This window comes from Streptomyces filipinensis, assembly GCF_014649495.1.
In the GTDB taxonomy this organism is placed as follows: Bacteria; Actinomycetota; Actinomycetes; order Streptomycetales; family Streptomycetaceae; genus Streptomyces; species Streptomyces filipinensis.
In genome coordinates this window covers 17698-38061 of the sequence record NZ_BMTD01000004.1, presented here as the reverse complement: position 1 = coordinate 38061, position 20364 = coordinate 17698, and the positions used below count along the sequence as shown (strand labels likewise).

Below are 20364 nucleotides of genomic sequence, written 5' to 3'. Positions count from 1 at the left end.
GGCGCGTCAGGAGGCGAGCACCTCGTCGAGCAGGGCTTCGGCCTTGTCCTCGTTCGTGTTCTCCGCGAGAGCCAGCTCGCTCACCAGGATCTGCCGGGCCTTGGCGAGCATGCGCTTCTCACCGGCGGACAGTCCGCGCTCGCGCTCACGACGCCACAGGTCACGCACGACCTCCGCGACCTTGATGACATCGCCGGAGGCGAGCTTCTCCAGGTTTGCCTTGTAGCGACGCGACCAGTTCGTGGGCTCCTCGGCGTACGGCGCGCGCAGCACCTCGAAGACCCGGTCCAGCCCGTCCTGACCGACCACATCACGCACGCCGACGAACTCCGCATTGTCCGCTGGCACACGTACCGTCAGGTCACCCTGGGCGACCTTCAGCACCAAGTAGGTCTTGTCCACGCCTTTGATCTGGCGAGTTTCGATGGCCTCGATCAGCGCGGCCCCGTGATGGGGATAGACCACGGTGTCGCCAACCTTGAACGTCATGTGACAGGTACCCCTTCCGTGGCTATCCAGGGTAACACGGATACGGCGTCTTCTGAATGGCGTTTTCGCAGGTCAGGGCATATCTCGGGGCTTGACAACTGCGACAGGAACGTGCTGCGAGGGCCCTGCGGAACGGGGAATTCGCAGGTGGGAGGGGCTCTCCGGGCGGGGTGAAACGCGTACGTTACACACTTCCGGAGCCGTCTCCAAGTGGCTGAACATCCCGTTTTGTCCGCTTCCAAGCGTACGACTTCCGCTACTCCGTTCGGTGACCCCGGACGCATGCGGGGTGATTCCAAAATTGATCAACGACCGCCGGAGGGGGTGGCGCGTGATCAATATCGGGGGCGTCACGCATTCCTTCACGGAAAATTTGCGAGCGGTTATGTGAATGACGGACGAGCCCTCGGCAAAGTGACTGGAGGGTCACTTGTGACGGGAGTGACGACCGGTTCGCGGTACCTCCAGCCGGAGGGAAGCAGGGTGCTCGGGGAGGGTCGGGTGCGGCGGCCCCGGAACGGCTCGGTAGCCTAAGGCCGCTGACAGACACTTAGGGTGGCTTTATAAGGGAGCCGCCCGCGCGTTCAAGGAGTTGCCGCCGCCGTGAGCAGCAGCCTTCGACGCGGCGCCCTCGCCGCCTCCGCCATCGTCTTCTCGATCGCCTCGCTCGCCGCCTGCGGCGCCGGCAACGACTCACAGACCCTGGAAGTCAAGCCGGACAACGCGGCCACCACCGTCGGAACCATCAAGGTCCAGAACGCGCTGATCATCACCCAGCCCGACCTGAAGGCTCCGGGCCCGGCCGTGATCTCCGCGACCGTGTTCAACGCGGACAAGGACCCCCAGACCCTGCAGTCCATCTCCATCCCGGGCAGCAACGAGACCGTCAAGCTGACCCCGGCCAAGGGCCAGAGCCTGACGATCCCGGCGCACGGCTCGCTGATCATCGGCGGCAAGGACAACGCCTCCGCCGAGATCCCCAACGGCAACCAGTCGGTCGTGAACGGCAACGCGCAGAAGGTCACCTTCACCTTCAGCACGACCGGCGACGTGAGCCTGCGCGCCTTCGTGGTCCCGGCCACCAGCTACTTCGACAAGTGGGGCCCGAGCCAGATCCCGTCCGGCCCGGCGACGAACTCCCCGGCGCCGGGTGCCTCCGCCGGCACCAAGCCGCACAAGGGCGGCAAGGCGAGCCCCTCGTCCTCCCCGAGCGGCTCGGCGAGCGGCAGCCCGAGCACCGGCGCCACCCCGAGCGGCTCCGCGTCCCAGTCGGCGGCCGGTCACTGAGCACCGCAGGTCACCGAGCACCGAGGACGTATGCCGAAGGGCGGCACCCCTGCGCGGGGTGCCGCCCTTCGGCACGGACGGGTGTGTGCGGTCGTACGGCCTACGGCTCGAACTTGTAGCCCAGACCCCGCACCGTCACCAGGTAGCGCGGCGCGCCCGGGTCCGGCTCGATCTTGGCGCGCAGGCGCTTGACGTGGACGTCGAGGGTCTTGGTGTCGCCCACGTAGTCGGCGCCCCAGACGCGGTCGATGAGCTGCATGCGGGTGAGCACGCGGCCCGCGTTGCGCAGCAGCATCTCCAGCAGGTCGAACTCCTTCAGCGGCAGGTCGACCTTGGCGCCGGCGACCGTCACCACGTGGCGGTCGACGTCCATCCGGACCGGGCCCGCCTCCAGCGCGGCCGGGGTGACCTCCTCCGGCTCGCCGCGGCGGCGCAGGACGGCCCGGATGCGGGCGACCAGCTCACGCGAGGAGAAGGGCTTGGTGACGTAGTCGTCAGCTCCTATTTCGAGGCCGACGACCTTGTCGATCTCGCTGTCCTTGGCCGTCACCATGATCACGGGGACGTTGGAGCGGCCGCGCAGCTGGCGGCACACCTCCGTACCGGGCAGACCCGGCAGCATCAGGTCGAGGAGGACGAGGTCGGCGCCGTTGCGCTCGAACTCGTCGAGTCCGTCGGGGCCGGTGGCCGCCACGGCCACCTCGAAGCCCTCCTTGCGGAGCATGTACGACAGGGCGTCGGAGAAGGACTCCTCGTCCTCGACGACGAGCACTCGGGTCACGGAAGGACCTCCGGGGCGGGAAGCGGTTCGTACGGGGATGACTCGGTGGTGCCGGCCTCGTCGTCGAGGTCGGGGTCGGGGTGCTGCGACGCGCGGTCGCGGGCCGCACCCGCCTCCGGCAGTCTGAGGGTGAAGGTGGAGCCCTGGCCTTCGGCGCTCCACACCGTGACCTCCCCGCCGTGCGAGGCGACCACGTGCTTGACGATCGCGAGACCCAGCCCGGTGCCTCCGGTGGCCCGGGAGCGGGCCGGGTCGACGCGGTAGAAGCGCTCGAAGACGCGCTCCTTGTCCTTCTCGGAGATGCCGATGCCCTGGTCCGTCACGGCCAGCTCGATCATGTCGCCGCCGGGCGCGGTGACCCGGCGGGCGGCTATGCCGACGCGGGTGCGGGCCGGGGAGTAGTTGACCGCGTTCTCGACCAGGTTGCCGAGGGCGGCGGCCAGCTGGCCGCGGTTGCCCCAGACGGCCAGGTCCGCCGTGCCTCCGGCGGCCATGGTGATCTGTTTGGCACCGGCCTGGTGGCGGCAGCGGTCGACGGCCTCGGCGACCAGCTCGTCCACCCGGACGGGCTCGGCGTCCTCCAGTGGGTCGTCGTTCTGCACCCGGGAGAGGTCGATCAGCTCCTGGACCAGGTTGGTCAGGCGGGTCGCCTCGATCTGCATACGGCCCGCGAAGCGCTGTACGGCCTCGGGGTCGTCGGAGGCGTCCATGACGGCCTCGGAGAGGAGGGAGAGCGCGCCGACGGGCGTCTTCAGCTCATGACTGACGTTCGCCACGAAGTCGCGCCGCACCGCCTCGATCCTGCGGGCCTCGGTCAGATCCTCGACCAGCAGCAGGACCAGGCGGGAGCCGAGCGGGGCCACGCGCGCGGAGACGGCGAGGGCCTCGCCGCGTCCGGTGCCACGCCGGGGCAGATCCAGCTCGACCTGCCGTATCTCCCCGTCACGTCTGGTGTCCCGGGTCATCTGGAGCATCGGCTCGACGGCGAGCTTGCCGCCGCGGACCAGCCCGAGGGCGTAGGCCGCGGAGCTGGCCTTGACGACGGCGTCGGCCTCGTCGAGGACGACGGCCGAGGAGCGGAGCACGGACAGTACGGTGTCCACGCCGGGCGGGAGTACGGGATCGGTGTGCAAGGAAGTCCTGGTCGGTCGCTTCTGGTCGCGTTCGCTCCAGCGGAACGCCAGCATGGCGATGACGCCGGTGAGCACCCCGGCGATCGCTGCCGCTGCGGCGACCGCCGCGTTCACGTCCATGCCTCAAGGTTAAGCAGGGCGTACGACATGGCCACAGCCGTCGAGGGGCGACCTCGGACACTCGTCGCCCAGAGTTCACCTTGGGGCCAGGATTGGTTCATTTGGGGTGGCGGAAACGGACGCGTGCGGGGCAGAACGTGGGAGCGTGGGGACCAAGCACACCTATGAGAGGGAACCCTGATGCGGGACGCGTACCACGAGGAACTTGACTCGATCGGCGACGGTCTGGTGGAGATGGCCCGGCTGGTCGGGTCGGCGATCGGACGCGCCACGACCGCCATCCTGGACGCCGACCTGAAGCTGGCCGAGAGCGTCATCGAGGCGGACCAGAAGGTCGACGAGCTGCAGCACGACCTGGAGGCGCGGGCCATAGCCCTGCTCGCCCGGCAGCAGCCGGTGGCGACCGACCTCCGTATCGTCGTCACCTCCCTGCGCATGTCCGCCGACCTGGAGCGGTCCGGCGACCTCGCCCAGCACGTGGCGAAGCTGGCGCGGCTGCGGTTCCCCGCACGGGGCGTCCCGCAGGACCTGCACGCGACCATCCTGGAGATGGGCCAGCTCGCGCAGCGCCTGATGGCGAAGGCGGCCGAGGTGATCATCACGAAGGACATCGACCTCGCGCTCCAGCTGGAGCAGGACGACGACGAGATGGACCTGCTGCACCGCACGCTGTTCCAGCACCTGATCGACGACCGCTGGAAGCACGGCATCGAGACCGCCGTCGACGTCACCCTGCTCGGCCGCTACTACGAGCGGTACGCCGACCACGCCGTCGCCGTCGCCAAGCGGGTCGTCTACCTGGTCACGGGCGAGCACGCGGACGAACTCCAGCAGGACATCCAGCCGGTCACGGGCGTCGAGGGCGCCTGACCCGGGCCCGCCGGCCCCGCGCACGGACGGGGGCGGCGGGGGCGGTGGGGCGGGTGCGGCTCCCGGAGTCCGCGGGTCGGCGCCGGGGGCGCGTGGGCGCCTCCGTGCGCCGTTGATGCGCCCGGGGAAACGGGCATGAAATGGACGAGGGCACCCCTGCCCCAGCGTCTAGGAGGGACCCATGGCCGAATCCCCCAGCACCACGCCCGACCCCACGCAGGAGCGCGAGACCCAGCAGCCCGCCGCCCCGACGAGCCTTCCACTGATCGGTGCGTGCGGCTGCGGTTCCGGCTGCGGGTGCGGGTGCCAGTCGGGCGCGCCCTGCCAGTGCGGCTGACGAACGGTACGACGGCGTAGGGCCGGTGTGAACACGTTTCACACCGGCCCTCCTTCGTGCCCCTGCGCCCTGCGGTGCAGATCCTCCAGGGCGTCCCGGACCGTGGTCGTCCGGTACCAGTCCAGCCACGCCCCCGCCTCCCGAGCGACCCGGTCCAGCGCGCCGAGCTCGGCCCCGGTGTAGGTGTGTCCGGACTGGTCGTGGTGCGTGGAGACCATGCCCTGCGGCCGGCCCGCCGGGCCCGGGATGGGGGTGCACTGCATCGAACGGCTGTGGGCGGCGAGCAGCACGGCCCGGGAGGGCTCGTCGACGTCCGGCGTGGTGGCGACGTCGTCGACGACGACCCGCTCGCGTTTGCGCGCGGCGTGCCCGCAGGGGGTGCTGGTGTCGTCGATCACGGCGAAGAAGTGCACGAACTCGCTGGGGAAGCCGCAGTGGGACTCCAGCCGCATCGTGTTGTCACTGGCGTCGATGAGCTGGACGTCGGCCATGCCCGTGCGGGCGATCGCGCAGACGGCGTCCCGGAGCGCGTCGAGGAACACCGGCAGCGACGGCCGGTCCGCCCGCCCGCCGACGAACCCGACGGCGGGCGCCGGAAGCCGCACACGACCGGGGAACCAGGGCTCGCCCGCGCGCGGCGCGGGGGTCTGGCCGAGCGCCGCCGCGAGCCGGACGACACCCACACCGTGTTCCCGGCCGACGGTCCGCAGCAGGGCGGCGGCACCGTGGGCGCTGCGCAGGCCGTAGCGCTCCAGGAGGATGCCCTGCGCGCGGGCGACCAGGGCGTGCGCGAGCAGTGCGTGGCGCAGTTCCACGGCGTACGGGCGCAGGTGGGGGGCCTCCGGGCCGGCCACCGAGGTGAGGATGACGCTCAGGGCGTCGGACACCGTCGGATACAGCCCGCACCCGGCTCCCCCGGGCGGCCGCGCCCGGGCCAGGGCGGCGACGGCGTCGGCGGGGCAGGCGGCGAGGAAGAGCATGCGGCCGTGCTCGACGGCACCCTCGGCGAACCGGTACAGGGCCTCGGCGGCGGCGGGAGACAGCCGCCGCAGTCCGCTCAGGTCGAGGACGAGCTGGCTCGGACCGGGGGCGCGCAGCGCGGCTTCCAGCTCGGCACCGGAGTCGGCGTCGCCGTACAGCGCGAGTACGGTCAGCCTGCCGGTCGCCAGCCCGGGCATGGCCAGGTCCGCCACGGTCCGGCAGGAGAAGTGCTGCATGTCGAGCCCCTGCCTGCAGGCCGCAGGATCGCCCGGGTCCCGCGGCTCAGCCCCTCTCTCAGCGTAGTCCCGGCGCACGCCCAGAGCCCAGCTCTGGAACGCCGCGCCCGTCCCCACCGGCCTAGTCCCTGCGGTCACCGTCGTCGTCGGCCTGGGGCTCCCGCTCCACCTGGAAGCGGAGCCTGCGGGCCAGGACCTCGCGGGCCACCTGGCTGACCGTGCGGCCCTCGGCGTACGCACGGGCCCGCAGCCGGTCCAGTGCCTGCTCGGGGTCCAGGTCCAGCTGCACCATCACCATGCCGACCGCCTGGTAGACCTCGGTGTGGTCGGCCTCGGAGGCCGCCATCCACGACGCTACCTCGTCCTCCGTGTCCACCTCGGCCGCCTCGGGCCCGGCCGCCTGGAGGCTCATCAGCGCGAAGGTGACGGCGTCACGCACCCACAGCGCCGTCCGCATGTCCCGCTCGGTCAGACCGCCGACGGATTCGCTGTACAGGTCCAGGGTGCCGACCGCGGCGCCGTTGACGCCGAGCGGCAGCGAGAAGACCGCGCGTACGCCCAGTGCCACCGCCTCGTACGCGAAGATCGGCCAGCGGCGGGCGTCCGGGCCGCCGGTGAGGTCGGACGCGACGACCGGGGCGCCCCGGTCGAGAGCGCTCTGGCAGGGGCCGTCCCCCACGGTGTACTGCAGTTCGGCGAGCCGGGCCGCGACCCGGTCACTGGCGCACCAGGTGACGCGTATGCCCTTCCCGCCTGAGATCGACACCGAGGAGCCGCTGATCGGCAGCAGCCGTAGGCATGCCGCGCAGAGCGCGCCCGGCACCCGCTCGGGGGCGTCGGCACCCCGCGCGGCGGCGGCGAGCGTCTCGGTGACCCACAGCCGTGCCTGACCGTCCGACGGCCCTCCGCCGCCGGCCGGCTCCTCCGGCCGCTCGGGCGACATGGTCAACACCTCCGTCGCAGCGCGTCGTCAGCAGACATGATCCACCAGTATTCCGTCGGGCAGCCCCGGACGGTTGTCCCGCACTCCGAGTGCCCAGCTTGGGCCGAGTGACATACCGCTTTCGACGACTGCCTCCGGAAGGCCCTGCGGCGGCTGCCACCGCCCCTGCGACAATGCCGCCACGCGGCACCGGCCGTGGGGTCGGGGAGGGAACGGCGTGATCGCTCGTGTGGTGCTGACACTGCTCCTGCTGCTCGCGGGCGGCGCGTGCACGGCGGTGGCCTGCGGCTACCGCGGGGTCGACGTGTGGGTGTGGGACTGGGCGGACGTGGTGGTCAAGCGGCGCACGGCGTACGGAGCGCCCTGGCGGAGCCTGACCGTCATGCGGATCAACTTCGGGCTCATGGGGATCGCCCTCCTGGCATGCGGCCTGACCACCCTGACGAGCTGACGGCACCCGGAATCCGCCGCCCGGTCGGTGGTCGGAGCCGATCACTAGGGTGTGACGCCATGGCCTTGCAGATGAAGTTGACGGCGATAACACTCGACTGCCCCGACCCCGAGGCGCTGGTTGCGTTCTACGCACAGGCCACCGGCCTCGGGATCCACCCCGAATCCCATCGTGACTTCGCCGGACTCGACGGCGGCCACGGGCTCTTCATCGGGTTCCAGCGGGTCGACGGCTATCAGGCTCCGCGCTGGCCCGACCAGACCGTGCCGCAACAGATCCACCTCGACTTCGAGGTCGACGACCTCGACGAGGGTGAGGCGCTGCTGCTGGCGCTGGGCGCGGCCAGACCGGACTGTCAACCAGGTGGTGACAGGTGGCGCGTCCTCACCGACCCGGCCGGTCATCCCTTCTGCCTGACCAGACGGAAGGTCTAGCGTCCCTGGCCGATGTCGAGCGACCTCGGACGGTCCAGGTTTCCGCCCCGCACCATTGCGCGGCCCTCGGCCCTCGGCCCTCGGCCGTCGGCACCGGTGGTGAGCCCCGCCCCGGGGGTTCAGGATGGAGACAGCGGCGGATCACATGCCAAAGCGGTGATCATGCGGTTGGACTGGTCCTGGTCATGAATTCGTAGCGCTCCGCCGCTTGTGCCGGTGCTCTCGCCGAGCGCGGGCCGAGGGAATTACCACGGAGTTGCCTGGCGTGCCGGCTGCTTGGAGACCAGTCCTTGAACGCAGGGGTGCCGGGGTGAGGAAGGCTGCGATGGCTACAGAGGCCGAACTGCTCACATCCGACGATCAGCGGCTCGAGGAGCTGTTTCGCAAGAGTCCGGCCGGTGAGATCCCCAAAGGCCCCATGGAGGGTCTGGCGATCTTCCCCGTGGCAGGACGTGCGGGAGCGCGGCTGCTCGCCAGCCTCGTGAACCTGACCGCGTGGCGAGGCAAGGTCTTCAGCCCGGACGGTTATCTCAGCAACCGGCTCACCGCGATGGACCTCCTGTCCATCGTCGCCATGGTCAGGCCCGGCCCGAGCCGTCTGGACGACCAGGAGTGCATCGTCATCGACTACTCCCACACGTCGTTGGTGTGCGGAGGCGTGCGCGACGAGCTCCGTCAGGTCGGTCCGGACCTGTACCTGGGCCTGATCTGGCTGGCCGGCCGCAAGATCGGATGGTTCACGCTGCGCGCCCCGGACACCGCGGACAACGGCAACGCATAGGTCCGACCGCGCCGAAACCGCGGTGCCCTGATCACCGCCGTTCCGAGCGCCCGCCGCGACAGGGCGGCCTGCCCGCGAACACGCAGCGAGACCCGGCAGCGCGTCGGGTGTCCGGTCCGCGGGTGAGGGTTCGGCACCATGCGACATCACGAGAGGTCCTGACCTTGTCTCCCGCTATGAACCGCCCCCGCAGAGTCCCTGTGAACTGCCCCCGCACAGTCGCGGCCCACACCTCGCGCGGCAGGGCAGCCAGGCTCTCCCGGCACCGGCCGGCCGCTGCCCTGGCGGCATCGGCCACCATGGCACTGGCGCTGACGGGACTGCCCGCCGCCACACCCCCCAGCACGCCGACAGCGCTGCGCGGAACAGTCACCAGCGCGGGAAAACCGCTGTCTCACGCCGACGTCACTCTCCTCACCGGAGACCGGCAAGGCGTCCGGGAACTGGGGCGCGCCATGACCGACGCAAAGGGAGCCTTCCAGATCCGGTCCACCCGGCCCACGGGCTCGGTGCTGTACGTCGACGCCGCGCCCCACGGCGGCCGGTCGCTGCGTCTGCGTTCCGTCGTGGGATTCGGCTCCGGAGGCGGCGTCGCCCAACGCTCCGAGACCGCTGTCACGGTCAACGAACTCACCACCGTCGCCGCCGCCTACGCACTGGCCCAGTTCACCGGCCCCCACGGCATCACCGGGCCGAGCCCCGGCCTGGAGAACGCCGCAGCCACGTCCTACAACCTCGCCGATCCGGCTTCCGGCAGACCCGGCAAGGTCGTCACCGACCGGAACAACGGCAGCAAGAACGACACGCTGGCCACCCTTGACGCCTTGGCCAACCTCGTCTCCCTCTGCGCGCCGGGAGCGGACACCGGGCGATGCCAGGACATGCTGCGCCTGGCGACACCGCAGCACGGGACCACTCCCGCCGACACTGCACAAGCCGTGCTCAACCTCGCCCACAACCCGAGACTGGCCACCGGCAAGCTGTACGCCCTGACCGGCCGGGCACACACCTACGCCCCCGCGCTCACCGCGGCACCAGCGGCCTGGGTCCTGGCCCTGCACTACACCGCCCCCGACGTCTACGCCCCCGGGCGGATGGCCATCGACGCCAAGGGCAACGTCTGGGCCTCCAACAACTGGCTGCCCGGAACGAGAAACCCCAGCCCCTACGTCACCGTGCAGGACCCGGTGGGCAACCCCACACTGAACAGCCCCATCAGCGGCGGCGGTATGAAGGCAGGCGCCTGGGGCATCGCCATCGACCACGACGGCGCCGTGTGGGTGCCCAGCTACGGCGGCGATGCCATGGCGAAGTACTCAGCGGCAGGGAAGCCGCTGTCGCCCGGCACAGGATTCAAGAACGGCGACCTGAACCATCCCCAGGGCACCGCAGTCGACCAGAAGGGCAACATCTGGATTGCGAACTTCTATGGCCTGAAAGGCAACCGCGGCCAGGGAAGCGTGATCGTCTACCCCCACGGGGACCCCTCAAAGGCGATCACCATCAAGGGCGGCGGTCTCGACCACCCGTTCTCCATCCAGATCGACGGCTACGGCCGGGCCTGGGTCAGCAATGCCCGCCTCAACGGGGCAAAGCTCCTGGACTCACGCGTACCCAAGGGCCACGTCGGTGGGAGCGTCACCGTGATCGGACCCGACTTCAAGCCGACCACGTTCTCCCCCATCAAGGACAACTCACTCGACTGGCCTCTCGCCCTGGCCGTCGACTCCAAGAACAACGTCTGGGTGCCCAGCTTCGTCAGCAACTCGGTCACCGAGATCGCGCCGAGCGGAAAGATCACAGGCGTATACAAACTGCCAACCGCCATCGCTCCCTGGTCCGTGGCCATCGACGGGTCCGACCGCGTATGGATCGCCGGCTTCGGCGCCCCCTCCGTCTCCGTCCTGTGCGGCGTGAACACCAGCGCCTGCCCGCCCGGATCCTCCACCGGCTCCCTGCTGACACCGTCCCACGGCTATCGCAGCAGCTCCATCCAGCACCTCACCGCCATCCAACTCGACCAGTCCGGCAACGTCTGGCTGGCCGACAACTGGTCCGAACTCGTGCCACCGACCGGCGGCAACGGCCTGGTCGAACTCATCGGGGTCGCCACACCTGTCTGCACACCCCTGACCCCGCTTCCCGCCCGCCCGGCCACGACCAGCCCAACCGCCTGCCCCGCCCAAACCAGCACGCTGCCCAGATGAGAGCGCCCAACCCAGGACAAGAGAAAAAGCCCCCTGCCAGCGGAGAAACCGCAGGCAGGGGGCTTGTTCGTGGGCGATTACTTCTTCTTGCCCTGGTTCTTGACCGCCTCGATCGCTGCTGCGGCCGCCTCGGGGTCGAGGTACCTGCCGCCGGGGGTGGTCGGCCTGAAGTCGGCGTCCAGCTCGTAGTACAGCGGGATGCCGGTCGGGATGTTCAGGCCCGCGATGTCGGCGTCGGAGATGCCGTCCAGGTGCTTGACCAGGGCGCGCAGCGAGTTGCCGTGGGCGGCGACCAGGACCGTGCGGCCGGCCAGGAGGTCGGGGACGATGCCGTCGTACCAGTAGGGGAGCATCCGGACGACGACGTCCTTCAGGCACTCCGTGTCCGGGCGCAGCTCCGGCGGGATCGTCGCGTAGCGGGGGTCGTGCGCCTGGGAGAACTCGGAGTCGTCGGGGAGCGCGGGCGGCGGGGTGTCGTACGAGCGGCGCCAGAGCATGAACTGCTCCTCGCCGAACTCGGCCAGCGTCGCCGCCTTGTCCTTGCCCTGGAGGGCGCCGTAGTGGCGCTCGTTCAGGCGCCAGCTGCGGTGGACCGGGATCCAGTGGCGGTCCGCGGCCTCAAGGGCCAGCTGGGCCGTGCGGATCGCGCGCTTCTGCAGGGACGTGTGGACCACGTCGGGGAGGAGGTCGGCGTCCTTCAGGAGCTCGCCGCCGCGGACAGCCTCCTTCTCGCCCTTCTCGTTCAGGTTGACGTCCACCCAGCCGGTGAACAGGTTCTTCGCGTTCCATTCGCTCTCGCCGTGGCGGAGGAGGATCAGCTTGTACGGTGCGTCGGCCATGGGAAAGAGCGTAATCCACGGCCTCCCGCGCCCGCCCCCGGCCGACCGGTGGGTGGACCGTTGACGGCCTCTGTTAAACGAGTGGCCGCCCGTGGATCACCTATGTAAGTTGTGGATACCGCCAGAGCCGCTTACAGCATCCGCACCGGGTGCCTTCGATCCATGGGGGGATCCTGCCATGTCCGCCGCCCGTCTCAGACGTGCCGCCCGGGAGACGGTCTCCGGACTCCCCCGTGAGTTCTGGTGGCTGTGGACCAGCACCCTCGTCAACCGCCTCGGCGCGTTCGTGGCCACCTTCATGGCCCTGTACCTCACCCTGGACCGCGGCTACTCGGCGTCCTACGCCGGTCTCGTCGCCTCCCTGCACGGGCTGGGCGGTGTCGTCTCCTCGCTGGGCGGCGGGGTGATGGCCGACCGGCTGGGACGGCGGCCGACGCTGCTCATCGCCCAGTCCGCCACCGCCGTCTCCGTCGCGCTGCTCGGCTTCATGACCAGCCCGGTCACCATCGCCGCCGTCGCCTTCCTCGTCGGCATGGCCTCCAACGCCTCCCGGCCGGCCGTCCAGGCGATGATGGCCGACATCGTCCGCCCCGAGGACCGGATCCGCGCCTTCTCCCTCAACTACTGGGCGATCAACCTCGGCTTCGCCGTCTCCTCGATGGGCGCCGGGTTCATCGCCGAGTTCAGCTATCGCGCCGGGTTCCTGATCGAGGCCGGGATGACGGCCGTCTGCGCGGTCGTCGTCTTCCTCAAGCTGCCCGAGTCGCGGCCCGCGGCCACGGCCCGGCAGGCGGACACCGACGTCAGCCTCGGCACGGTGCTGCGCGACGGGCGGTACATGGCCGTCGTCGGGCTGTCCTTCCTGGTCGCCCTGGTCTTCCAGCAGGGGTCCGTGGGCCTGCCCGTGGCCATGGGCCGGGCCGGGTTCTCGCCCGCCGACTACGGCCTCGCCATCGCCGTCAACGGCGTCCTGATCGTCGCCCTGCAGATCCCGGTGACCCGCTTCATCGAGCACCGCGACCCGCGCACCCTGCTGGTGGTCTCCTCGGTGCTCGCGGGGTACGGCTTCGGGCTCACCGCCTTCGCCGGATCGGTCGGCGTCTTCGCGCTCACGGTCTGCGTGTGGACCCTCGCCGAGATCGTCAACGCGCCGACGCAGACCGGGCTCGTCGTGCGGCTGTCCCCGGTGCACGGGCGCGGGCGGTACCAGGGCGTCTACACGCTGTCCTGGTCCGTCGCCTCGCTGATCGCGCCGCTGATGTCCGGTGCGGTCATCGACCGGCTGGGCGCGCAGTGGCTGTGGGGGATGTGCGCGGCGGTGGGGACGGTGGCCGGGCTGGGGTACGGGCTCCTCATGCGGAGGCTGCCGGGCGAAGGGCCGGTCCCGGCGCCGCGGGCGTCCGCTGCGGTCCGGGTCGTGGAAGGCTGATCCGGAAGCCGCCCCACACGCCCCAACCCGACATCCCGCACCCTACGTCCCACGCCCCGCACCGAGCGCAGCACGGTGCGGGGCGTCTGCCAGGAAGGACAGGAAGGGCAGGAAGGGAGCGACGGCCTAGTGGGTGGCGGCCGGTGACTTGTCGAAGATGGCCCCGGTCTTACTGAAGCTGGGCATGTCCTGGCTGTCGTCGGACGCGCCCTGACCGGAGTCGGACGCGCCCTGGCCGAGTTCGGACGCGGCCGGGGCGCTGGTCCCGAAATCGACTCCGACGTTGCCCATGTCGTCGCCGTCGTCGGCGAGGGCCTGGGCCGCTCCTCCGAACAGAACGGTCCCGGCGAGAGCGGTGGCGGCCAGTACGGTGGTTACACGCATAAGCGTCTCCTTCGGTCGGTGTGTGCTCGCCAGACGTATGCCGCCGGCCCGCCGGCGAGAAGCGGTGACGTGCACACAAGCACCCGAATAGACGGTGCGGAGGAGGGGTGCCCCTCCTCCGCGTGCGGGACCGCGGTCAGGACAGGGTGCGGCCGGTCCAGCCGGAGCCGACGCGGACCCGGCTGCCGAAGGTGCCGTGTCCGGTGCCCGGGTTGAGCCAGGCCACGCCGGCGGTGTCGACCGAGAGCAGGTCGGCCCGGCCGTCCCCGTTCAGGTCGGCGGCGCCGAGCACCTGGCGGTAGCTCTTGCCCCAGTCGCGGAAGACCAGCACACGGTCGGCGAGCTTGCCGGTGCCGGTGCCGTCGTAGCGCCACAGCTCGCCGGAGCTGTCGAGGGCCAGCACGTCCCCGCGCCCGTCGCCGGTGAGGTCCCCGGCGCCGATCACCCGGGTGTACCCCTTCCAGGCGGACCTGATCTTGACGCGCGGGACGAATCCGGCGGTGCCGTTGCCGGCGTAGAGGTAGAGGTCACCGGTGGAGGCGGAGCGGGCCAGCAGGTCGGCGCGGCCGTCGCCGGTCAGGTCGCCGGGGCTGGTGAGGACGTCGTAGCCGCGCCAGTCGCTGCTCGTCTTCTCGTACGGGGACGCCGGTGCGGGCAGCCGGCCCGCCGGGGTCTCGTACACGCGGGCCTCGCCCGTGGGCAGCACGGCGAGGACGTCGTTGAGGCGGTCCCCGTTCAGGTCGCCGAAGCCGGTGAACCGGGTACCGGCGGGCCAGCCGGTGGTGACCGCGCCGCTGTGCACGGAGCCCGTGGCGAGGTGGCCCGCGGCGTCGCCGTCGTACCGGGTCAGGGTGGTGCCGGTCAGGGCGAGCAGGTCGGCGCGGCCGTCGTCGCCGTAGTCGCGGGCGCGGGGCAGCGCGCGGGTGGTACCGGAGACGGCGTGCAGCGGGCCGCCGAGTGCGGAGCTGTCGTACCAGAGCGCGGTGGGACGGGTGCCGGCGACCGTGAGGGCGCCGTCGACGGTCCGGTTGCCGCTGGTGGTGGCCAGCGTCTTGGGGGCCGACCAGCCGCCGCGGGTGCGGAAGCCGGCGACGAAGCGGTACGAGCCGTTGCCGATGGACACGGCCCAGCCCGCGTGCACGGTGCCGTCGCCGGCGATGCCGGAGCTGACGGCCGAGCCGGCGGGACGGCGGTCGTCGGCCTGCTCGACGGCGCCCCAGACGCCGGTGCGGGCGGAGCGGGTGGTCGAGATCACCGCCTTGTCCGCGGCCCCGACGAGGGTGACGTCACCGTTCGGGGCGGTCAGCGGGCGGGGCAGGGCGCGGGGGGCGTACCAGCCGGTGAGCCCGGTCTGCTCGGCGGCGCCCCACGCGCCGCCGGGGGCGGCCTTGCGGGCGAAGCGGACGGGGCCGCCGACGCTCGCCCACAGGAGGGTGAGGCCGCCGGCCGGGTCGGCGTCGAGGCGGAGGGCACCGGGCTGGGTGCCGGTGAGCGGGGTCAGGTCCTCGGCGTCGCCCCACGTGGTCGCGCCGGCCTTGCGCTCCATGATCCGGGAGTAGTACGAGGGCCCGCCCGCGGGGGTCGAGCCGCCGCCCTCGCGGGGGCGGTCGTCGAGGTTCCACGCGACGGCCGCGTTGCCCGCCTTGTCGATGGCGGCGTGCAGCCCGGTCAGGAACCACTCCCCGTCCTCGGCGTCGCTCTTGACGGTGTCGAACACGGTGGGCTCGGACCAGGCGCCGCCGGGGGCCGGCCGCTCGGTCATGCGCAGCTCACGGCCGCCCGTGATCCGGACGGCCCAGACGGCCGCGAGGCGGCCGGTGGCGCTGCCGAAGACCAGGGGGTGCTCGGCCCAGGAGGAGAGGGTGGCCACGGTGGTGGGGTCGGACCAGCGGGTGGCGCCCGGAGCCAGGGTGGCGGCCTTCAGGAGGCTCTTGCCCTCCGGGAGGCTCTCGCTCCAGTAGGCGACGAAGGAGCCGTCGGCCTGCGGGGCGAGGGCGCTGTCGTAGAGGCGGGCGGTGGTGGACAGCGTCTGGGGCGCGGCCCATGTGGTGCTGCCCGCGGGGCGGACCTGGACGGTGAGACGGCGGACCTCGGCGGTCTGCGCGGGGTCCTGCGGCTGGTCGCGCAGGGCGACGAGGGCGCCGTCGGCGCGGGCCTGCAGGCCCAGCACGCGGTGCCGGGCGGTGGCGGCGACCTCGGTGGAGGTGCCCCAGACGCCGGGCTGTACGGGGTCGGTGGCCACCGTCGCACCGGCTGCGGTGCCCGCTGCGGCCGCCGCTTCGGCGGACGACGCGGGCAGGGCCCCCATGAGGCTCCCGCTCAGTACGAGCGCGAACGCCCCTCTTATGACATACCGGTTCACGATCCGGTCCCCCCAGGTTCCAGACTTGGTGAGAAAAGTGTGTGGATCTTATAGGACCGGAATGGCTGAGCCCCTGCCGGGAGTTGTCCGCCGGCAGGGGCTCGGTGTGCTGATCGCAGCGATCAGAGGGCGGCGTTGAAGCCGACCTGGTGCGACTGGCCGAGGGCGCCCAGCGCCTCGCCCTGGACGGCGCCGAGCTGGGACAGCACGTCGGCGCTGCTGAGGGTGGTGTTGTCGAGCGTGAGGCTGACCTCGGGGGCCAGACCGCCGGCGACGGTGTCGAGGTCGGCGTCGGAGATCTCGAGGGTCTCGACCTGGTGAGCGGAGTTCATGGGGAAACTGCCCTTCGCATGGGTGGTCCACAGGGGAGCGGCACCGCCGGGGACAGACGGTGGACCGCGGCCGCGGGCGTACGCCGTCCCTTTCAGGACACCGTGGCGTGAACCCGGCGGCGCGAGCGATCAAACCACGGAGCGCGCCGGGCAGCCAGCCAACCGGCGCCCGCCCCGGGCCAGTTGTCCCGGGCGGTGACCGATCCGTGCGGGCCCGGTCACGCTATGGGGGGAGTTTCTCCACACCCCCGCACGGCACAGACGGGCCACAGGTATTGCCACCGCCGCGCCGACCGGGACAACTCCGTACCAACGGGACCCACCGGCCGCGCACTTGCGTACGCGCTGTGCAGATTCGGGCGTGATCTTTCAGACGGGCGGGCCGTCCGGGTGCCCCGCAGGGCTCGTGGCGCGCGTCACCGGTGGTCCTGTCACATCTCCCCTGATCGTTCCGTCAGGGGGGTGTAACCATCGGCCACCCCACGGGAGCAGATCATGGACGCGCGACTGAACCTCTTCGAGAACGCCGTCTCCGGCAGGTTCTTCAAGTACATCAACTCGGCGGGGAAGGCGGTCTCCGAGTCCAGCCTGCCGGCGGCGACCCAGGAGCTGGTGAAGATCCGGGCCAGCCAGATCAACGGCTGCGGGATGTGCCTCGACATGCACACCAAGGACGCGGTCGCCGCCGGGGAGACCGCGCAGCGGCTGCACCTCGTCGCGGCCTGGCGGGAGGCCAAGGTGTTCAGCGACGCCGAGCGGGCCGCGCTGGAGCTGACGGAGCAGGGCACCCGGATCGCGGACGCGGCCGGCGGCGTCCCGGACGAGGTCTGGGCGAACGCCGCCAAGCACTACGACGAGGACCAGCTCGCCGCGCTCGTCGCGCTGATCGCCCTCATCAACGCCTACAACCGCGTCAACGTCCTCGTCCAGCAGCCCGCCGGCGACTACGTGCCCGGCATGTTCGGCTGACGCGGACGCCGGCGAAGGCGGGGAGAGCCGCGGTCACGGGTGCATCCGGGCCCCCTTCAGCACCTTGTCCACCCCGTTGCGGGGGCCGTGGACCGCCAGTCCCACCAGGTCCAGCTCGGCCGTCGGCACGGCCCGGACCGCGGCGCGGTTGTCGCGGTCGTTGCCCGTGGCGAACAGGTCCGAGGTGAAGACGGCGCGGGGCAGGGCGCGGCTCAGGGCCCGGTCGTGCGCCGCCTCCAGGGTCTCCTTCGACCCCTCGAAGACCAGCACGGGCTGGCGGAACATGGGGAGGTACGACACCCCGTCCGCGTCCTCGTACGGTTCCCCGATCACCTCGGGAACCGTCGTACCCAGGCCGCTGACCAGGAACGCGGTGACGTTGAGCCGCTGCCAGGGCTCCAGGTCCGCGCGCAGCAGCACGGCGATCTTCGTGTCGAAACGGAGGGGTTCAGCGCTCATGGGATGAGACTGCCGGGCGTCGTACGCGATCGTCTTGTACGTTCTTTGCGTGGCCGCCCCGCAGGAAGTCAGCGCGTGGCGCCCCCGCGTCCCGGGCGTCACCGAGGTCTTCCACGCCCGCTTCACCGAGTACTCCTACCCGATGCACGTCCACGACGCCTGGACGCTGCTCATCGTGGACGACGGGGCCGTGCGGTACGACCTCGACCGGCACGAGCACGGCACCCCGCACGACACGGTCACCCTGCTCCCGCCGCACGTCCCGCACAACGGCTCGCCGGCCACCCCGGACGGCTTCCGCAAGCGGGTCGTCTACCTCGACAGCAGCCGGCTCGGCGAGGACCTGATCGGGGCCGCCGTGGACGGGCCCGATCTGCGGGACCCGGTGTTGCGCCGGCGCGTCGGGCAGCTGCACTCCGCGCTCGCCCGGCCCGGTGACGAGCTGGAGGCGGAGAGCAGGCTGACCCTCGTCGGGGAGCGGCTGCGCGACCATCTGCGGCGGCGGCCGGACGCACCGGCGCACCGCCCGGATCCGGTCCTCGGCCGGCGGCTGCGGGAGCTGCTCGACGCCCGGGTCGTCGACGGGGTCACGCTGGCGGAGGCCGGGCGCCTGCTGCACGCCCATCCGGCCCATCTGGTGCGGGCGTTCAGCGGCGCGTACGGCATCGCCCCGCACCAGTACCTGATGTCGCGGCGGGTCGGGCGCGCGCGGCGGCTGCTGCTGGACGGGCTGGCGCCGGGCGAGGTGGCGGCGGCCACCGGGTTCTACGACCAGGCCCATCTCACCCGGCACTTCAAGAAGCTGGTCGGGGTGCCGCCGGGGCGCTACCGGCGCAGTTCGCGCTGAGCCTCGTACAGGTTGCGCGGGCGTACGGCGTCCGTCGTGCCGTACAGCTCCAGGCGGGAGTGCAGGTCGCCGGTGAAGTCGGGGACGTCGGTCTGGTCGTACTCCGTCACCGTGCCGAGGCCGACGGTGGCCGAGTACGGCGCCAGGCCGTCGATCTTCATCAGTCCGGCGCGGCCGTTGGTGACCCGGATGTTCCAGTGGGTGAAGCGGGCGCCGAAGAGGGGGCCCGCGCTGGCGTCACCGCCGTGGCGGCCGTTGTTGTTCACGGTGATGTCGGTGCGGACGTCGGCGAAGGGCAGGCCGCGGTGGCTGTCGAAGGTGCCCATCTGCATCTCGCCGCGCGACCAGACGTTGTACGAGGACAGTCCCTCCACGTTGATGCCGTGCAGCTGGGTGTTCGGCGGGGCCGGGACCGTGCGCTGTTCGAGGGTGAAGTCCTCGATCAGGTTGTCGTGGGAACCCTCGCGGCAGAAGTACGGGTGGTGCGAGCCGCGGCCGGTCACCCGGGTGCGGCGCAGGGTGCAGGCCGAGGCGGCGACCAGGCCGAAGCCGTTGTCGACGTTCGTCACCGTGACGTCGTCCACCCAGCAGTCGTAGGCGCACTGCAGCACCACGCCGTTGTAGCCCTTGTCGAGCAGGTGCGGGGACTGCGGGGTCTGCACCACGTCGAGGGTCAGCCCCTCGACGCCGGATCCGGTCAGCTCGGTGACGTGGGTGGTCAGTTGCGGGTTCCACTCGGGGCGCACGTCGAGCGGGAGGGGGCGTTCGAGGGTGATGCGGCGGCCGCGGACGGCCGTGACGCGGACCGGCCACTCGTAGGGGACGTACGACAGCAGCTTGGTCTTGTCGTCCCAGGAGTACGACGCCGGGCCGGGGCCGCCGCCCGCCATGTGCTGCAGGAGGGTGTGGGCGGGGTCGTCGGCGAGGCGGAGCAGGACGAGCCGGCCGGGGTGCAGCGCGGAGGCGTCGGCGACGGTGACGGTCCAGGAGCCCCGCCCGGCCGGCTCCACCGCGGTCAGGGGCGTCCACTCGTCCCGCTGGTTGCCGGTCCAGCCCTCGAAGGGCCACGCGCGGGCCCGGACGGCGGCGACGAGGGAGTCCCAACGGGCGTGCGGGGCGAGCCAGACGAGTCCGCCCGCCCAGGACCAGGAGGACTTGTCGCCGCCGTAGCGGGAGCCGTAGACGCCGATCAGTTCGGTGAGGTTCTTCGTCGCGTGGAGTGTCGTGCGGCCGCTGCCCGCGCCGCGCAGCACCACGTTCGAGTCGCCGATGCGGATCAGGCCGTCGATGCGGAAGGTGCCGGGCGGGACGGTGACCGTGCCACCGCCGGCCCGTCCGGCGGCGGCGAGGGCACGGTTGATCGCGGGGGCGCAGTCGGTGGTGCCGTCGGCCACCGCGCCGTAGTCGGTGACGTCGGCGAAGACGCGGGGACGGGGGAGGCGGCGCGCTCCGGCACGGGCACCGGCCCGGCCGACGTACGGGATCTGGGGGTGGGTGAAGGGGGTGCGGCCGAACTCCCGCCACAGGGATGGGGTTTGCGGGCGCCCGGCCGCTGCCGCCCGCCCCGGCGTCGCGCCGAGCGCCACGGCCGTGGCACCGGCCAGCAGGGTCCGTCTCGTGAGGTGCGTGCCGCTCATGTCCACCCGCCCCTTCTCGTTCAGCTGTATGAACGATGTTCAGGAATGCGTCGGGC

Annotated in this window: 20 protein-coding genes; 9 read left to right on the top strand and 11 right to left on the bottom strand. The window is 71.6% G+C overall.

Translation table 11 applies throughout. The annotated features are described in order from the left end of the window. Positions 1-6: 6 nt before the first annotated feature. Positions 7-489 (bottom strand): CarD family transcriptional regulator, encoded by a 483-nt coding sequence (locus IE244_RS11085; protein WP_003953493.1) that lies wholly within the window; start codon positions 487-489, stop codon positions 7-9. Positions 490-1092: 603 nt separating this feature from the next. Between IE244_RS11085 and IE244_RS11080 the strand changes: the two genes are divergently transcribed. Then, positions 1093-1776 carry a DUF461 domain-containing protein gene (locus tag IE244_RS11080; RefSeq protein ID WP_191873003.1) on the top strand — a complete coding sequence of 228 codons (684 nt, stop codon included), beginning with the start codon at positions 1093-1095 and terminating at the stop codon, positions 1774-1776. A 100-nt stretch (positions 1777-1876) separates the two neighbouring features. Here IE244_RS11080 and phoP read toward each other — a convergent pair whose 3' ends face one another. Next, on the bottom strand, positions 1877-2548 hold the full coding sequence (phoP, locus tag IE244_RS11075; protein ID WP_467267396.1) for a two-component system response regulator PhoP: 672 nt from the start codon (positions 2546-2548) through the stop codon (positions 1877-1879). 5 nt (positions 2549-2553) lie between these two features. Further along, entirely contained in the window at positions 2554-3810 is a 1257-nt protein-coding gene (gene phoR / locus IE244_RS11070) for a two-component system sensor histidine kinase PhoR (protein WP_191873001.1), read from the bottom strand. 180 nt (positions 3811-3990) lie between these two features. On the opposite strand from phoR, the gene phoU reads away from it, so the two are divergent. Continuing rightward, a complete protein-coding gene (phoU, locus tag IE244_RS11065; RefSeq protein WP_031170828.1) occupies positions 3991-4680 on the top strand; it encodes a phosphate signaling complex protein PhoU in 690 nt (229 codons plus the stop codon). Positions 4681-5055: 375 nt separating this feature from the next. Here the strand turns inward: phoU and IE244_RS11060 are convergent, their stop codons facing one another. Both IE244_RS11060 and IE244_RS11055 read right to left on the bottom strand, forming a co-directional pair. Further along, a complete protein-coding gene (locus IE244_RS11060) occupies positions 5056-6234 on the bottom strand; it encodes a GAF and ANTAR domain-containing protein (protein WP_191872998.1) in 1179 nt (392 codons plus the stop codon). A gap of 121 nt (positions 6235-6355) precedes the next feature. After that, entirely contained in the window at positions 6356-7177 is an 822-nt protein-coding gene (locus tag IE244_RS11055) for a GAF and ANTAR domain-containing protein (RefSeq protein WP_191872997.1), read from the bottom strand. 217 nt (positions 7178-7394) lie between these two features. Between IE244_RS11055 and IE244_RS11050 the strand changes: the two genes are divergently transcribed. The 4 genes from IE244_RS11050 to IE244_RS11035 all read left to right on the top strand — a co-directional run bounded on the left by IE244_RS11050 (position 7395) and on the right by IE244_RS11035 (position 11050). Next, on the top strand, positions 7395-7628 hold the full coding sequence (locus tag IE244_RS11050) for a hypothetical protein (RefSeq protein WP_229854052.1): 234 nt from the start codon (positions 7395-7397) through the stop codon (positions 7626-7628). Positions 7629-7687: 59 nt separating this feature from the next. After that, positions 7688-8062 carry a VOC family protein gene (locus IE244_RS11045; protein WP_191872993.1) on the top strand — a complete coding sequence of 125 codons (375 nt, stop codon included), beginning with the start codon at positions 7688-7690 and terminating at the stop codon, positions 8060-8062. Between the two features lie 325 nt (positions 8063-8387). After that, the gene (locus tag IE244_RS11040) at positions 8388-8843 is read left to right on the top strand and encodes a hypothetical protein (RefSeq protein WP_191872991.1); all 456 of its coding nucleotides are present in this window, start codon (positions 8388-8390) and stop codon (positions 8841-8843) included. Between the two features lie 455 nt (positions 8844-9298). Continuing rightward, the gene (locus IE244_RS11035; RefSeq protein ID WP_229854051.1) at positions 9299-11050 is read left to right on the top strand and encodes a Vgb family protein; all 1752 of its coding nucleotides are present in this window, start codon (positions 9299-9301) and stop codon (positions 11048-11050) included. A 77-nt stretch (positions 11051-11127) separates the two neighbouring features. Here the strand turns inward: IE244_RS11035 and IE244_RS11030 are convergent, their stop codons facing one another. Further along, the gene (locus tag IE244_RS11030) at positions 11128-11889 is read right to left on the bottom strand and encodes a phosphoglyceromutase (protein WP_191872987.1); all 762 of its coding nucleotides are present in this window, start codon (positions 11887-11889) and stop codon (positions 11128-11130) included. 178 nt (positions 11890-12067) lie between these two features. On the opposite strand from IE244_RS11030, the gene IE244_RS11025 reads away from it, so the two are divergent. After that, positions 12068-13318, top strand: coding sequence for an MDR family MFS transporter (locus tag IE244_RS11025; RefSeq protein ID WP_191872985.1), 1251 nt, complete (start codon positions 12068-12070; stop codon positions 13316-13318). Positions 13319-13444: 126 nt separating this feature from the next. Here the strand turns inward: IE244_RS11025 and IE244_RS11020 are convergent, their stop codons facing one another. From IE244_RS11020 to IE244_RS11010, 3 genes are all read right to left on the bottom strand, one after another. Further along, entirely contained in the window at positions 13445-13702 is a 258-nt protein-coding gene (locus tag IE244_RS11020) for a hypothetical protein (protein WP_191872983.1), read from the bottom strand. A 136-nt stretch (positions 13703-13838) separates the two neighbouring features. Continuing rightward, entirely contained in the window at positions 13839-16064 is a 2226-nt protein-coding gene (locus tag IE244_RS11015) for an FG-GAP repeat domain-containing protein (protein WP_191872981.1), read from the bottom strand. 122 nt (positions 16065-16186) lie between these two features. After that, the gene (locus tag IE244_RS11010; RefSeq protein ID WP_031170811.1) at positions 16187-16396 is read right to left on the bottom strand and encodes a hypothetical protein; all 210 of its coding nucleotides are present in this window, start codon (positions 16394-16396) and stop codon (positions 16187-16189) included. 495 nt (positions 16397-16891) lie between these two features. Here IE244_RS11010 and IE244_RS11005 point away from each other — a divergent pair, with 495 nt between their 5' ends. Further along, positions 16892-17365 carry a carboxymuconolactone decarboxylase family protein gene (locus IE244_RS11005; protein ID WP_191872979.1) on the top strand — a complete coding sequence of 158 codons (474 nt, stop codon included), beginning with the start codon at positions 16892-16894 and terminating at the stop codon, positions 17363-17365. Between the two features lie 33 nt (positions 17366-17398). Here the strand turns inward: IE244_RS11005 and IE244_RS11000 are convergent, their stop codons facing one another. After that, a complete protein-coding gene (locus tag IE244_RS11000; protein ID WP_191872977.1) occupies positions 17399-17824 on the bottom strand; it encodes a DUF2000 domain-containing protein in 426 nt (141 codons plus the stop codon). 49 nt (positions 17825-17873) lie between these two features. On the opposite strand from IE244_RS11000, the gene IE244_RS10995 reads away from it, so the two are divergent. After that, positions 17874-18671, top strand: coding sequence for a helix-turn-helix transcriptional regulator (locus IE244_RS10995; RefSeq protein WP_191872975.1), 798 nt, complete (start codon positions 17874-17876; stop codon positions 18669-18671). On the opposite strand, the gene IE244_RS10990 is transcribed toward IE244_RS10995, so the two are convergent. After that, positions 18650-20308 carry a glycosyl hydrolase family 28-related protein gene (locus tag IE244_RS10990; RefSeq protein WP_191872973.1) on the bottom strand — a complete coding sequence of 553 codons (1659 nt, stop codon included), beginning with the start codon at positions 20306-20308 and terminating at the stop codon, positions 18650-18652. The two genes, IE244_RS10995 and IE244_RS10990, sit on opposite strands and share 22 nt — an antisense overlap. Positions 20309-20364: the final 56 nt, after the last annotated feature.

Bases quoted from the DNA above. Each gene is read 5' to 3' on its own strand.
- IE244_RS11030 (WP_191872987.1), bottom strand. From the start codon at position 11,889: ATGGCCGACGCACCGTACAAGCTGATCCTCCTCCGCCACGGCGAGAGC.
- IE244_RS11060 (WP_191872998.1), bottom strand. From the start codon at position 6,234: ATGCAGCACTTCTCCTGCCGGACCGTGGCGGACCTGGCCATGCCCGGG.
- IE244_RS11055 (WP_191872997.1), bottom strand. From the start codon at position 7,177: ATGTCGCCCGAGCGGCCGGAGGAGCCGGCCGGCGGCGGAGGGCCGTCG.
- IE244_RS11020 (WP_191872983.1), bottom strand. From the start codon at position 13,702: ATGCGTGTAACCACCGTACTGGCCGCCACCGCTCTCGCCGGGACCGTT.
- IE244_RS11045 (WP_191872993.1), top strand. From the start codon at position 7,688: ATGGCCTTGCAGATGAAGTTGACGGCGATAACACTCGACTGCCCCGAC.
- IE244_RS11025 (WP_191872985.1), top strand. From the start codon at position 12,068: ATGTCCGCCGCCCGTCTCAGACGTGCCGCCCGGGAGACGGTCTCCGGA.
- IE244_RS11035 (WP_229854051.1), top strand. From the start codon at position 9,299: ATGACCGACGCAAAGGGAGCCTTCCAGATCCGGTCCACCCGGCCCACG.
- IE244_RS11010 (WP_031170811.1), bottom strand. From the start codon at position 16,396: ATGAACTCCGCTCACCAGGTCGAGACCCTCGAGATCTCCGACGCCGAC.
- IE244_RS11040 (WP_191872991.1), top strand. From the start codon at position 8,388: ATGGCTACAGAGGCCGAACTGCTCACATCCGACGATCAGCGGCTCGAG.
- IE244_RS10990 (WP_191872973.1), bottom strand. From the start codon at position 20,308: ATGAGCGGCACGCACCTCACGAGACGGACCCTGCTGGCCGGTGCCACG.
- IE244_RS11000 (WP_191872977.1), bottom strand. From the start codon at position 17,824: ATGAGCGCTGAACCCCTCCGTTTCGACACGAAGATCGCCGTGCTGCTG.
- IE244_RS11085 (WP_003953493.1), bottom strand. From the start codon at position 489: ATGACGTTCAAGGTTGGCGACACCGTGGTCTATCCCCATCACGGGGCC.
- IE244_RS11005 (WP_191872979.1), top strand. From the start codon at position 16,892: ATGGACGCGCGACTGAACCTCTTCGAGAACGCCGTCTCCGGCAGGTTC.
- phoU (WP_031170828.1), top strand. From the start codon at position 3,991: ATGCGGGACGCGTACCACGAGGAACTTGACTCGATCGGCGACGGTCTG.
- phoR (WP_191873001.1), bottom strand. From the start codon at position 3,810: ATGGACGTGAACGCGGCGGTCGCCGCAGCGGCAGCGATCGCCGGGGTG.